The organism is Variovorax paradoxus B4 (assembly GCF_000463015.1).
Lineage (GTDB): Bacteria > Pseudomonadota > Gammaproteobacteria > Burkholderiales > Burkholderiaceae_C > Variovorax > Variovorax paradoxus_E.
Genome location: NC_022247.1, coordinates 5591925 through 5605331, shown reverse-complemented (window position 1 = coordinate 5605331; position 13407 = coordinate 5591925). Strand labels below are relative to the sequence as shown.

14 protein-coding genes are annotated in these 13407 nt (G+C 68.0%); 6 read left to right on the top strand and 8 right to left on the bottom strand.

Features of this window, described 5'->3' with window-relative positions:
• The first annotated feature begins 15 nt into the window (after positions 1-15).
• From denD to VAPA_RS26200, 6 genes are all read left to right on the top strand, one after another.
• Positions 16-1035 carry a D-erythronate dehydrogenase gene (gene denD, locus VAPA_RS26225; protein WP_021013013.1) on the top strand — a complete coding sequence of 340 codons (1020 nt, stop codon included), beginning with the start codon at positions 16-18 and terminating at the stop codon, positions 1033-1035.
• Positions 1036-1038: 3 nt separating this feature from the next.
• Entirely contained in the window at positions 1039-2307 is a 1269-nt protein-coding gene (gene otnK / locus VAPA_RS26220) for a 3-oxo-tetronate kinase (RefSeq protein ID WP_021013012.1), read from the top strand.
• 321 nt (positions 2308-2628) lie between these two features.
• The gene (locus VAPA_RS26215) at positions 2629-3297 is read left to right on the top strand and encodes a class II aldolase/adducin family protein (protein WP_021013011.1); all 669 of its coding nucleotides are present in this window, start codon (positions 2629-2631) and stop codon (positions 3295-3297) included.
• A gap of 22 nt (positions 3298-3319) precedes the next feature.
• Positions 3320-4138 (top strand): 2-oxo-tetronate isomerase, encoded by an 819-nt coding sequence (otnI, locus tag VAPA_RS26210; RefSeq protein WP_021013010.1) that lies wholly within the window; start codon positions 3320-3322, stop codon positions 4136-4138.
• The gene (locus VAPA_RS26205) at positions 4135-5334 is read left to right on the top strand and encodes an amidohydrolase family protein (protein WP_021013009.1); all 1200 of its coding nucleotides are present in this window, start codon (positions 4135-4137) and stop codon (positions 5332-5334) included. The genes otnI and VAPA_RS26205 overlap by 4 nt, the downstream gene beginning before the upstream one ends.
• Complete coding sequence (locus VAPA_RS26200; protein WP_021013008.1) at positions 5331-5795, top strand: RidA family protein; 465 nt, start codon at positions 5331-5333, stop codon at positions 5793-5795. Before VAPA_RS26205 ends, VAPA_RS26200 begins: the two co-directional genes overlap by 4 nt.
• Here VAPA_RS26200 and VAPA_RS26195 read toward each other — a convergent pair.
• The 8 genes from VAPA_RS26195 to VAPA_RS26160 all read right to left on the bottom strand — a co-directional run bounded on the left by VAPA_RS26195 (position 5788) and on the right by VAPA_RS26160 (position 13222).
• On the bottom strand, positions 5788-6438 hold the full coding sequence (locus VAPA_RS26195; RefSeq protein WP_021013007.1) for a TetR family transcriptional regulator C-terminal domain-containing protein: 651 nt from the start codon (positions 6436-6438) through the stop codon (positions 5788-5790). The two genes, VAPA_RS26200 and VAPA_RS26195, sit on opposite strands and share 8 nt — an antisense overlap.
• Positions 6435-7397 (bottom strand): PDR/VanB family oxidoreductase, encoded by a 963-nt coding sequence (locus VAPA_RS26190; protein WP_021013006.1) that lies wholly within the window; start codon positions 7395-7397, stop codon positions 6435-6437. Before VAPA_RS26190 ends, VAPA_RS26195 begins: the two co-directional genes overlap by 4 nt.
• Positions 7398-7412: 15 nt before the next feature.
• The gene (locus VAPA_RS26185) at positions 7413-8003 is read right to left on the bottom strand and encodes an NAD(P)H-dependent oxidoreductase (protein WP_021013005.1); all 591 of its coding nucleotides are present in this window, start codon (positions 8001-8003) and stop codon (positions 7413-7415) included.
• Positions 8004-8159: 156 nt separating this feature from the next.
• Complete coding sequence (locus VAPA_RS26180) at positions 8160-9188, bottom strand: ABC transporter substrate-binding protein (protein ID WP_021013004.1); 1029 nt, start codon at positions 9186-9188, stop codon at positions 8160-8162.
• Between the two features lie 157 nt (positions 9189-9345).
• The gene (locus tag VAPA_RS26175) at positions 9346-10725 is read right to left on the bottom strand and encodes an FAD-binding oxidoreductase (protein ID WP_041946256.1); all 1380 of its coding nucleotides are present in this window, start codon (positions 10723-10725) and stop codon (positions 9346-9348) included.
• Entirely contained in the window at positions 10715-11596 is an 882-nt protein-coding gene (locus tag VAPA_RS26170; RefSeq protein WP_196232530.1) for an ABC transporter permease, read from the bottom strand. Before VAPA_RS26170 ends, VAPA_RS26175 begins: the two co-directional genes overlap by 11 nt.
• A complete protein-coding gene (locus VAPA_RS26165; RefSeq protein WP_021013001.1) occupies positions 11574-12377 on the bottom strand; it encodes an ABC transporter ATP-binding protein in 804 nt (267 codons plus the stop codon). Before VAPA_RS26165 ends, VAPA_RS26170 begins: the two co-directional genes overlap by 23 nt.
• A gap of 23 nt (positions 12378-12400) precedes the next feature.
• Complete coding sequence (locus VAPA_RS26160) at positions 12401-13222, bottom strand: creatininase family protein (protein ID WP_021013000.1); 822 nt, start codon at positions 13220-13222, stop codon at positions 12401-12403.
• Between the last annotated feature and the right edge of the window lie 185 nt (positions 13223-13407).

Here is a 13407-nt window from a genome sequence, read left to right as displayed (position 1 = left end):
AGGAAGACAAGCACCATGAACATCCTCATCACCGGCGGCTGCGGCTTTCTCGGCGCGCGGCTCGCTCGCACGCTGCTTGCAGGCGGCCCGCTGGCATTGGCCGGCGGCGCGGCCCAGCCCATCTCGCGCGTCACGCTGGCCGACCGCGTGGCGCCGCCCGCCGACCTGCAGGCCGATGCCCGCGTGCAGTTCGTGCCGGGCGACCTGTACGAGCAGGCCGCCAACGGCACGCTGCCGCTGGCCGACACCCACGCGGTGTTTCATCTGGCCGCGGCCGTGAGCGGCGAATGCGAGGCCGACTTCGACCTGGGCATGCGCAGCAACCTGGACACCACGCGTGCGCTGCTCGATGCCTGCCGGCGCGCGGGCCATGCGCCGGTGTTCGTGTTCTCCAGCTCGGTGGCGGTGTTCGGCGATTCGCCCGAGCAGCGCCTGCCCGCGGTGATCGAGGACACCACGCTGCCCACGCCGCAGAACAGCTACGGCATCCAGAAGTTCATCGGCGAGCAGCTGGTGGCCGACTTCACGCGCAAGGGCTTCGTGCAGGGCCGCAACGTGCGGCTCATGACGGTCTCGGTGCGGCCGGGCCGGCCCAACGCCGCGGCCTCCAGCTTCCTGAGCGGCATGCTGCGCGAGCCGCTGGCCGGTGAGCGCGCGCGCTGCCCCGTCGCGCCCGAGACCGCGGTCGCGCTCGCATCGCCCGGCAACACCGTCGCGGGCATCGTGCGCGCGGCCACGGCCAGCGCCGCCGAATGGGGTGCACGCACCGCCGTGAACCTGCCGGCGCTGACCACCACCGTGCGCGAGATGGCCGATGCGCTCGAGCGCATCGCCGGCAAGGACGCCACCGGGCTGATCGACTGGGAACCCGACGCGGCCATCGCGAAGATCGTGACCAGCTGGCCCAGCCGCATCCATGCGGCGCGCGCCGAGGCGCTGGGGCTGAAGGCCGACGCAAGCTTCGACGCCATCCTGCGCGACTACGTGCGCGAGAACCCGCAGGCGGTGAAGCTGCCGGTGGCAGCAAAGGACTGAGCCATGGCCAAGTTAGTGCTCGGCTGCATTGCCGACGATTTCACAGGCGCCACCGACCTGGCCAACAACCTCGTGCGGGCCGGCATGCGCGTGGTCCAGGCCATCGGCGTGCCCGCCACGCCGCTCGATGCGGAAGTCGATGCGGTGGTGGTTGCGCTCAAGTCGCGCACCATCGCACCGGCCGAGGCCATCGCGCAATCGCTCGATGCGCTGCGCTGGCTGCAGGCGCAGGGTGCGCAACAGATCTACTTCAAGTACTGCTCCACCTTCGACAGCACGCCGCAGGGCAACATCGGCCCGGTGACCGAGGCGCTGATGGAGGCGCTGAAGTGCGACTTCACCATCGCCACGCCCGCCTTCCCCGACAACAAGCGCACCGTGTTCAAGGGCTACCTGTTCGCGGGCGACGTGCTGCTCAACGAGAGCGGCATGCAGAACCATCCGCTCACGCCCATGACCGACCCGAACCTCGTGCGCGTGCTGCAGGCGCAGTGCACGCGCAAGGTGGGGCTGATCGACCATGCGGTGGTGGCGCGCGGCGCGGCGGCCGTCACGGAGCGCATCGAGCAGCTCAAAGGCGAGGGCGTGTCGATCGCCATCGTCGATGCGGTGTCGAACGACGACCTGCTGCGCCTTGGCCCGGCGCTCGCGAAGATGCCGCTGGTCACGGCAGGCTCGGGCGTGGCCATCGGGCTGCCGGCCAATTTCGGCCTCGCGCCGTCGTCGCAAGCCAGCGCGTTGCCGGCGGCTGGCGGATTGCGCGCCGTGGTGTCGGGCAGCTGCTCGCTGGCCACCAACCGGCAGGTGCTCGACTTCATCCAGCGCGGTGGCGCGGCGCTGGCCGTGGATCCGCTGCGCATTGCCGCGGGCGTGGATGTCGCGGCCGAGGCGCTGGCCTGGGCCGCGCCGCTGATTGGCAAGCAGCCGGTGCTGGTCTATTCCACCGCCGAGGCTGGCGCCGTGAAGTCGGTGCAGGGCAAGCTCGGCGTCGGGGAAGCCGGCGCGATGGTCGAGCGCACCATTGCCGCCATTGCGCGCGGCCTGGTCGAGCGGGGTGTGCGCCAGCTGGTGGTGGCGGGCGGCGAAACCTCGGGTGCCTGCGTGCAGGCGCTGGGCATCGCGCAGATGCAGATCGGTCCGCAGATCGATCCCGGGGTGCCGTGGTGCCATGCGCGCACGGATGTTGAAGGCCTGCCTGTGCACATTGCGCTGAAGTCGGGCAACTTCGGAGGGGACGACTTCTTCACCAAGGCCTTTACAGTGCTGGCATGAGGTCCAACTCCGGTGTTAGCGCACTTGTCCTTTCGGGGCGTGCTCCCGCCGACGGGGCATGCGGCGAAGCGAATGTCCTCCGGCCTGCGGCCTCCCCCTTGATTTCGCTGCGCAAGGCACCCCATCGACGGGAGCGTTGGACAGAGCGGTCGGTGATCAGCGGTTCACCGGCAGCGTGCCCAGGTGCACAGGGCATCGGGTGCTCCCCGCAGCGAAATCAAGGAGGAGCCGAAGGCGGGGGACATTCGCGCAGGGGAGTACCCGGTGGCCTGTGCACACGTCCTGAATGCAATCCCAACAACGCACGGCAAATGAACTGACATGAAAGAAACCCAAGCCCGAGAAGAAATCTGCCGCGTCGGCCGCAGCCTGTTCGAGCGCGGCTACGTGCATGCCACCGCCGGCAACATCAGCATGCGGCTGGACGACGGTTTTCTCATCACGCCGACCGATGCCTGCCTGGGCTTTCTCGACCCGGGACGTCTGGCCAAACTCGATGCGCAGGGCCAGCAGACCGGTGGCGACCGCGCCAGCAAGACCATCGCGCTGCACACGCGCATCTACGCGGCCGCGCGCCGCTTCGATGCGCACACGGCCTGCGTGATCCACACGCACAGCACGCACTGCGTCGCGCTCACGCTGACGAATGCACCGGGCGACGAACTGCTGCCCGCGCTCACGCCGTATTTCGTGATGAAGGTGGGCCACGTGCCGCTCATTCCGTACCACCGCCCGGGCGCGCCCGAAGCGGCCGAGCTGGTGGCGCAGGCCATCGAGCGCCGGGGCGCGGCCGGCACGCCCATTCGCGCGGTGATGCTCGAACGCCTCGGCCCCAATGTCTGGCACGAGAGCCCGGCCGCCGCCATGGCCGTGCTCGAGGAACTCGAGGAAACCGCAAGACTCCAGCTGCTCGCCGGCCCCGCCAGGCCCGAGCCGCTCGGCAACGAACAGATCGATGAACTGCGCCGCACCTTCGGTGCGCGCTGGTAGCCAGTAGTAGTAAAAACACGCCATGCCCCAATTCGCAGCCAACCTCTCGATGCTCTATCCGGAGCTCGACTTCCTCGACCGCTTCGAAGCCGCCGCGAAAGACGGCTTCAAGGCCGTCGAATATCTTTTCCCCTACCCCTACGAGCGCCGCCAGATCGCGGCCCGCCTGAAGGACAACGGCCTGCAGCAGGTGCTCTTCAACGCCCCCCCGGGCGACTGGGACCGCGGCGAGCGCGGCCTCGCGTGCCTGCCTGGCCGCGACGCCGAATTCCGCGCAGGCATTGCCACCGCCATCGACTACGCGGTGGCGCTCGACTGCCCGCGCATCCACGTCATGGCGGGCCTGGTGCCCGAAGGCCTGGAGCGCGAGGCCGTGCAGCCCGCGTACGTGGACAACCTGCGCTGGGCCGCCGCCGAGGCGGCCAAGGCCGGCCGCGACGTGCTGATCGAACCCATCAACACGCGCGACATTCCACGTTTCTTCCTGAACCGACAGGACCATGCGCACGAAATCGTCGACATGGTGGGCGCGCCCAACCTCAAGGTGCAGATGGACCTTTACCACTGCCAGATCGTCGAGGGCGACGTGGCCATGAAGATCCGCAAGTACCTGCCCACCGGCCGCGTGGGCCACATCCAGATTGCCGGCGTGCCCGAGCGCCACGAGCCCGACATCGGCGAGCAGAACTATCCCTACCTGTTCGACGTGATCGACGAGGTGTCGGCGCAGTGCGGCTGGCAGGGCTGGGTCGGCTGCGAGTACCGGCCGAAGCGCGGCTCGGAACCCGGTGGCACCTCGGCCGGGCTGGGCTGGCTGCGGGCGTTGCAACAGCGCGCATGAAGCTCGAGTCGCTGCGCATTCCACTGCGGCTGCGAGGCTTTGCCGCGGGCGATGCGCAGGTCTTCGACGTCACGCTGGCCGGCGACAGGGTCGAGTCCGTCGTGCCGAGCGCGTCGCAGGCGCATGCACGCGGCACCTTGCTGAGTGCGCTGGTCGAGGCGCATGCGCACATCGACAAGAACTACACCGTGCAGGAGGCCGGCGCGGCCGAGGGCAACCTGTTCGCGGCCATCGAACGCATGGAGAAACACCGCGCGGGCTGGACCGGCGAAACGCTGCGACCGCGCATGGAGCGCGCGCTGCGTGAGGCCTGGCAATCGGGCACGCGCGCGCTGCGCACGCACATCGACTGGGTGCAGGGCGAGCCGCCCGCCGCGCTGGCGGTGTTCGAGGCCTTGCGCCATGAATGGCGCGGCCGCATCGAGCTGCAGTTCGTCTCGCTCACGCCGCTGGACCTGTTCGCCGATTTCGCGGCCGGCGAGCGCATTGCGCGCGAGGTGAAGCGCGCGGGCGGCACGCTGGGTGCCTTCGTCTATCGCAACGAAGGCCTGGTGCACAAGCTGGGCCGCGTGTTCGACCTCGCGCAGGAGTACGGCCTGGGCCTCGACTTCCATGTCGACGAGGGCCTGGACGCCGATGCGAGCGGCCTGCGCAGCATCGCGCAGCTGATGCGCGCGCGCGACTTCCGGCGCGGCGTGGTCTGCGGCCACTGCTGCTCGCTGGCCATGCAGGACGACGCCGTCGCCAACGAAACGCTGGCGCTGTGTGCCGGCGCCGGCATCCACATCGTCGCGCTGCCGACCACCAACCTGTATCTTCAAGGCGCCTGGAACCGCACGCCCGTGCCGCGCGGCATCACGCGCATCCACGAGGCGGCGGCACGGGGCTTGCGTGTGAGCCTGGCAACGGACAACGTGCAGGACGCCTTCTATCCCTACGGCAGCTACGACCTTCTGGAAACCTTCGGCCTTGGCGTGCAGATGGCGCACCTGGCGCCCGCGGGCGAATGGTTCGATGCGATCACCGTCAGCCCCGCGAAGGCGCTGGGTCTCGCGTGGGACGGGCGCATTGCGCCGGGCTGCCCGGCGGACCTGGTGCTGCTCGCGGCCACCGGCGAACATGAACTCGTCGGCCCGCGCGGGCGCCAGCGCACCGTGATCCGTGGCGGTCAAGCAATCCTGGAGCAAAAACAATGAGCATGGGCAAGCCAATGGCCAACTACGCCGCCGCCAAGCGCGTGGGCGATTTCGTCTTCATGAGCGGCGTGGTCGCGGTCGATCCGGCCACGCGCCGCGCCGTGGCCGGCTACGACGCCATTCCCGAGGAAGGCCGCACGACGCTGCAGGGCCTGGGCTATGCCACGGGCCAGATGTCGGTCGACATCTTCGAGGCGCCCATCGTGGCGCAGAGCTGGTTCGTGCTCGAGCGCATCCGCCAGATCGCGGCCGAGCACGGCGGCACCATGGAAGACGTGGTGAAGCTGGTGCAGTACTTCCGCCACCTGCCGCACTACGCCTTCTACAACCGCGTGCGCGGCCTGTTCTATCCGGTCGAGCCGCCGGTCAGCACGGTGGTCGAGGTGTCGCGCTTCCTGCCGGGCGACGAGGTGCTGGTGGAGGTGGAGGCCACCATGTACCTGCCGCAGCGCGCTACTTGACCCCTGCGCCTTTCAGCAGAAATTCGGTCACTTGCTCGATCAGGTAGCGCCGGTCCTTGTCGTCGCCGTCCTGCGCCACGTTGCGGAAGTAGGCGGCCTGGGTGGCGTGGTCGGCATAGAACTGCGTCACGGCCCAGATGTGGAACAGCACCAGCATCGGGTCGGCCTTGTCCATCAGGCCCTGGTTCATCCAGTTCCGGATCACGGCGGCGGCCTGGTCGGTGCGCTGCTTGCTCGTGTCCATCATGGTGTTGAGCACCGGCGCCCCGCGCATCATTTCGGCGGTGAAGATGCGCGAGCGCAGCGGGTGCTCGAAGGAGAACACCATCTTGCGGTGGATCAGGTCGCCCAGCACCTTGCGCGGGCCGAAGGCTTCGTCGGCGAAGCCGAACACCACGATCCAGTCGTTGAGGATGTCCTGCAGGATCTGCCGGTAGAGCGCTTCCTTGCTCTCGATGTAGTAGTGCAGCTGCGCCTTCGAGAGCCCGGCCTTGTCGGCAATGGCCTGGGTCGATGCACCGGCCAGCCCCTCGCTCGCGAACACCTCGATGGCGGCCTGGTTGATGAGGCCGAGCACCTGCGTGTACTTGCGCGAGCGGCCGCGCGTGGCGGGCGCCTCGCCGTCGCTTTCTTCGATGCTCACAGCTGAAGCACCAGTTCCCGGCCCTTGGCGCGCGAGCAGCACAAGGCCACCTTGTGGCGCCGCTCGCTGCCCGTGAGGCAGAAGTCGCGGTGCTCCGCGCCTTCGCCGTCGCCCTCGACCACGCAGGTGCCGCACAGGCCCTGCTGGCACGACACCGGGATGTCGATGCCGACTTCATGCAGCGCATCGACGGCGGTCTGGTCGGCGGCCACCGGCACGCTGATGCCGCGCTGCGCGAGCCTCAGCGTGAACGGCAGGCCGGTGCCCGTGTTCGCATCGGTCGGCGCGGCGAAGTATTCGGCGTGCAGCGTGTCCTCGGGCCAGTGCGCGGCCGCCTCGCGCACCGCATTCATGAAACCTCCGGGGCCGCAGACATACAGGTGCGTGTTCGGCGCGCGCTCGGCCAGCAGCGCATGCAGGTCGATGCGTTGCGAGGCGTCGCCCTGGTCGAGGTGCAGGCGCAGATGCGGCGCCAGCGCGGGGTTGTGCAGCGCGTCGGCAAAGGCCAGGTGCTCCTCGCCGCGCGCGAACACGCACAGCGTGAACGATGCGCCGCGCGCCGCGAGCGCCTGCGCCATGGCCAGCAGCGGCGTCATGCCGATGCCGCCGGCCATCAGCAGATGGTGCCCGGCCTCTTCGCGCAGCGGGAAGGTGTTGCGCGGCGCGCTGATCGCCAGCAGGTCGCCCTCGCGCACGCGCTCGTGCATCGAGGCCGAACCACCGCGGCTTTCGGCTTCGCGCTTCACGCCGATCACATAGGACGAGACGGCGTTCGATGGCGCGCGTGCCAGCGAGTACTGGCGCGAGAAGCCGCCGGGCATGTGCACGTCGATGTGCGCGCCGGCCTCGTAGCCCGGCAGCGCGCGGCCCCACGGGTGGGCCAGCTCGAAGGCCAGGATTTCCGGCGTCTCGCGCGAGATGCGTTCGACGCGGACGGTGAGCGTGCGTTCGAGGCTCATGGTGGGGTCTTCCTGCTAGATGCTCTGCAGCTTGCGCGCAACGCGTTCGATGAAATGGGTGCGGTCGCGCGCGGTGACGGCGTTCATGTCGTGCAGCTGCAGCCACGTCACCTTGCAGCGCCACGCGAACAGCGCCCGCAGCGCGCGCGTGAAGAGCCGCCGGCCCGGGTCGCCGATGACCATCACGAACCAGCGCGGCGAGCCGCCCGTGGTCACCACCGTCAGCCGCCGGATGTGCCGCATGCCCGACCTTGCGAGCTGTCCCTTGCGCTCTGCGGGCAGGAAGGCCACGCCCGGGAGCCACACGCGTTCCAGCCAGCCCTTGAGCATGGAGGGCGGCCCATGGAACCAGGTGGGGTAGACGAACACCAGGTGCTCGGCCCACAGCAGCGCTTCGACGTGCGGTTTCACGCGTTCGCGGATCAGTTCGGGGTTGTCGAGATAGGCGATGCGCTCTTCGCGCGTCAGCGTCGGGTCGAAGCCTTCGGCGTAGAGGTCGATGGCCTTCACGGGGTGCCGCGGTTCGAGCGCCTCGAGGGCGGTGCGGTAGAGCGCGTGGTTGAAGCTGTCAGGGTTCGGATGGCAGTGGACGACGAGCGTTTTCATGGTTGAGGGCCGGTTCGCTCAGGACTTGCAGTCGCTGGCGAGACGGGGTCAGAGCCCAAGGAGTGAAAGGCCGCGCGGAGCCTTATGGCAACCCAGGCGCCGGCATCTGACCCCGGCGCAAGCCCCGCGCGACCCACGGGAAGAAAAAAAGCGTGCTTACTTTCCAGCGAGCTTCTTGCGGACGTCGACACCCACGCCCTTGTTGACGAATTGCGTGGTCACGACCTTCGAGAGATCGATGTCGCCGGGCTTGTACAAGCCGGCCTTCACCATCTTGTCGTAGAAGTCCTTCACGCGGGCTTCGTCCATCGCGCCGATGCCCTTGGTGAGCGATTCGCCGCTGTCGACGATGCCCATCTTCTTCATCAGCTCGATGGAGCCCTGCGATGCGGCGACGGGCGAGTCGGGGTTGATCTTGGCGATCATCTCGTTGGCTGCCTTGTTGTCGCCATAGAGGTAGTTGTTCCAGCCGATGATCGAGGCCTCGACGAACTTGCGCACCGTCTCGGGCTTGGTCTTGACGAGGTCGGCGCGCGTCTCGACGGTGGTCGAGTAGGTCGAGAAGCCGTTGTCGGCCAGCAGCTGCACCACCGGGTCGAAGCCGGCCTGCGCCTTGATCGAGAGCGGCTCCGAGATGGCGTAGCCCTGCTGGATCGATTTCTTGTCGGCCAGGAACGGGCCCACGTTGAAGGTGTAGGGCTTGAGCTGCGAATCCTTGAAGCCGTGCTCCGACTTCATCCACTGCCAGAAGCTGAACTGGCCGTCCTTGCCGATGAAGGCCACGGGCGCCTTGGCCATGTCCTTGAAGGTGTCGAAGCCCTGGCCCGGGTGCGCGAACATGGCCTGCGGATCTTTCTGGAAGAAGGCCGCGACCACCACCGTGGGCACGCCGTTCTTCACGTTGTCGAAGGACTGCAGCAGGTTGCCGGTCATCAGGAAGTCGACCTTGCCGGCCGGCAGCATCGGCCGGTTGTTGACCATCGGGCCGCCCTGCTGGATCTCGACGTCGAGGCCGTATTTCTTGTAGGTGCCATCCACCAGCGCCTGGTAGAAGCCGCCGTGGCCGGCCTGTGCCTTCCAGTTGGTGGCGAACACCACTTTTTCCTGCGCCTGCGCGGCGAAGGCGGCGGCCGCGAGGGCGAGGCCGAGGGCGAGCGGACGGATTGTCAGAGCGGGAACGCGCATGGCAGTGGACTCCTGGGTTGAATGCGACGGGGTATTTTCATGTCAGCTCGCCATCGCGTGGAGGCGCTGCTGTTCAGGGCGTGTGCACAGGCCGCCGGGTACTTCCCTGCGCCCTGAAGGCCCCTTACGGAGACGAATCGAAGAACGGCTCTTCATGTCAACGCTCGACAGCCATATCGGAAGTCCAGCCACGCGTCTTGCCGGGGTTCATGAGCCCCATCGGATCGCTGCGCTTCTTGAACTCGATCTGCTGCGTGTCGATGGTCTTCATGCCGCCGTCCTCGATGGTCACGACATGCGGGTTGAAGATCTTGCAGCCGCCCTGCGACTCGATCTCGCGGATCACTTCGTACTGGTGGGCCTCGCCCTTCCAGCGCACCAGCAGGATGCCGAAGGTGGCGCATTCGCCGCCGGCCCGCGCGAAGTCCTGGTGCTGCAGAACATCGTCGCCGAAGATCTGCAGATGGCGTTCGACCACGGCCGGGTCGAAGGGCTGGGCGTAGGCCACCTGCAGGTAGGTCCAGCCGCGGTCGGCCTTGAGTGCCTGCAGCGTCGTGTGGTTGAACGCGCACTCGTAGGCGGGCGGCAGGCCGTCGGCGAGCAGTTCGGCCTCGGTGCCGGCGACCGAAATGGTGCCGCCTTGTGCGTCGGCCAGCGCACGAAAGTCCGCCATCGAACCGGGCGAGACCATCGCGAACGCCGCATGCCGGTCGCGCGGAAAGCGGTCGCGCATGGCCGTGTAGTAGGGCGAGAAGCGCGCCTCGACCGTCGAGAGCAGGAAGATGTCGAGCGTGGGCGCCTGCGCCGCGACGGCGAAGGACAGCGCTGCGCGATACGTTTCGAAGAGCACCGTGCAATGCACCCATTCGACAGCCGGGCTCAGCGCCACCTCCACGTCGAGGATCACGCCGTTGGTGCCGTAGGCGTGGTGCACCTGCTGGATCTCGTCGCCGTGCAGTTCGATCACGCGCGGCTCGCGCTCCACCGTCATGACGCGCGCGCGCAGCAGGTTGCCGGGGTCGCGCAGGATGCCGTGGCGGAACGAGCCGATGCCGCCGAAGCCGCCCGCGATGAAGCCGCCGATGGAGGCCGCGTGCCAGGTCGAGGGCCACATGCGCAGCGCCTGGCCGGTTTCGCGCGCCGCAAGGTCGATGTCATGCATGCGCGCGCCGGCCTCCACGCGGATGCGGTCCGGCTGGATGTCGAGCACGCGGCACATCTGCGTCACGTCGAGCACGATGCCGCCTTCGAGCGGCACGCACTGGCCGTAGTTGCCGGTGCCGCCCGCGCGCACGGTGAGCGGCAGCTTCCACTTGGCGGCCGCGGCCGCGGCCTGGCGCACATCGTCCTCGGTGCTGACCTTCACCACGAGGTCGGCCACGCAGCCCGCGAGCTGCGCTGTGAGGATGGGGCTGTACCAGTAGAAGTCCTTCGACAGCTGCTTGCGCTGGGCCGGCGCGGTGATGAGGTTGAGGCCGCGCAGGTCGGCGCGCACGGCGTCCCAATCGACGGCAGGCACGATGGTCCTAGCGTTCACGGCGCATTTCGCTTTCGTGCCAGTGGCCGAGCACCAGCCGCGACAGGGCTGCGAACACGATGAAGATCACGATGCCCAGCAGAGACACCAGCAGCAGCGCCGCGAACATCATCGGGATCTCGGTGCGGAAGCTCGATTCGAGGATGCGCGACGCCAGCCCCGTCTCCTTGCCCGCCGTGCCGGCCGTGAACTCCGCCACCACCGCGCCGATCAGGCTCAGGCCGCCCGCGATCTTCAGGCCCGCCATGAAATACGGCAGCGCGCTGGGGGCGAGCAGGTAGCGGAAGGTCTGCCACGGCGAGGCCTTGTAGAGCTGGAACAGGTCGCGCAGGTTGCTGTCGGCGCTTTTCAGGCCGATGACGGTGTTCGACAGGATCGGGAAGAAGGCCACGATCCAGGCGCAAAGCAGGAGCGCCGCCATGGTGCTCGATACGTAGATCAATATCAGCGGCGCGATCGCGATGATCGGCGTCACCTGCAGGATCACCGCGATCGGGAACAGGCCGATCTCCACCCATTTGAAGAGCGCGAAGGCAATGGCCAGCAGCACGCCGCCCACGATGGCCGCGCCGAGCGCGAGCAGCGTGAGCTTCACCGTGAACCACAGCGCGCTGGAGAGCGAGCCCCAGTTGTCGAACAGCGTGCGCAGGATCAGCGAAGGCGCGGGCAGGATGTAGTGCGGGATGTTGTTGGCGCGAACCATCCACTCCCACGCCAGCAGCAGCGCGATGACGATGCCCGCGGGCACCACGATGCGCAGCATCGACTCGCGCCGGCGCACCTTGTCTTCGTGCGCGCGCAGCGTGGCTTCGGAGGGCGCCATGTCCGCATCCGCGAGGGCGATGGGCTCAGTGATCGATGTCGACGCCATGCAGGGCTCCATGCAGGGATTGCGACACCGCCGTGCAGTGCGCGTTGTAGCGGCTCGAGGTGCGGAATTCTTCGCCGCGCGGGTAGGGCTCGTCGATGCGGATCTCGTCGATCACCCGGCCTGGGCGCGCGGCCATGACCACGATGCGGCTCGAGAGGTACACCGATTCGTACACGCTGTGCGTGACGAACACCACCGAGAAGCGGTGCTCGCGCCAGATCGCGAGCAGGTCGTTGTTGAGCTTGATGCGCGTCATCTCGTCGAGCGCGGCAAAGGGTTCGTCCATCAGCAGCAGGCGCGGATGCGTGACCAGCGCGCGTGCGATCGACACGCGCATCTTCATGCCGCCCGAAAGCTCGCGCGGGTACACGTCGGCGAAGCGCGAGAGGCCGACCATCTCGAGCACCTGCTGCACCACGGGCGCCGCCGCGTCGCGGCTCGTGCCGGCGAGCTTGAGCGGCAGCCACACGTTGTCGAACACCTTGGCCCAGGGCATGAGCGTGGGCTCCTGGAACACGAAGCCCAGGTCGCGGTCGCTCTGTGTCTTGCCCGTGTTGGCTCCCGACCAGTGCATGTCGCCCGAACTGAGCCGGGTGAGCCCGGCGATCAGCCGCAGCGCGGTGCTCTTGCCGCAGCCGGAGGGGCCGAGAAAACTGATGAAGTCGTGCTCGCCGATGTCGAGCGTCATGCCCTGCAGCGCGAGCGTGCCGTTGGCGAAGCGCTTGCTGACGTGGCGCAGGCTGACCAGCGGCGGCGTGGTGGATGGGGTGGGGCTTTCCATGGCGCGTTCCTTGGAGCGCAAGCCTAGCGCCAGGCGGGTTCGTTGGCGAGGCGCGACAGCGGGAAGCGGTCCACCTCGCGCAGCAGTTCGGCGAAGCGCCGCCCCACATGGTCGAGCACCGCGGCGCCCTTCTCGGCCGTGGCGCGCGTGGCATCGCCGGCCGCGCCCGCGGGATTGATGTCGTGCATCTGCCAGCCGAGCTTGCCGCTGGGCGTGATCGAGAGGAACCTGTTCTCGGCGGCCAGGTCTTCGGTCATCGAATGGAAGTTCTGGAACCGGTCGCGGCGCACGTCGTCGGGCGCGAGGTGCAGCATCACCGAGCTTTCGAGGTCGCCGGCATGGATGCCGTGCCGGCCTTCGTGCGCGGTGAAAAGCCCTTCGGGCAGGCCCAGCGTGTACCAGTTGGCGGCGACGACCATCATGTCGTGTTCTTCCCGCAGGTCGCGCGCCACGATGTCCATCACGCTCATCTGGCCGCCGTGGCTGTTGTAGAGCACCAGCTTGCGCACGCCGGCCTTCGCGACGCAGGCGCCGATGTCCTTCCACAGCGAAATCAGCGTGGTGGCCGAGACGGTGAGCGTGCCCGGATAGCGCGAATGCTCGTTGCTCTTTCCGTAGGCCACGGTCGGCAGGAACAGCACCGGCAGGTCGTCGGGCAGGTGCGGGAGGGTGGCGTGCACCATGCCGTCGATGGTGGCCGTGTCGGTCGACATCGGCAGGTGGGGCCCGTGCTGCTCGGTGGCGCCGACCGGCAGCACGGCGATGAGCCGTTCGCGGTCGAGGCGGGAGAACTCTTCGCTGGTCAGGTCGGACCAGAAGCGGCTGCGCAGGGGGACCGGATTCATCGTGGCATACCTCGTGGTGGCGGGCAGTAAGGGCGGGATGATGGTCTAAATTATCCGTTCGGTCAAAAAAAGGTGGCTTGGCAATAACCCCCATGTCACTGCCGCGTGAAATGCGGCGCCCACTTGATGGCGACCTTCCTTGGGCATATAAGTCATCCATGGTTCCTTGACTCGTCGCAAGACGG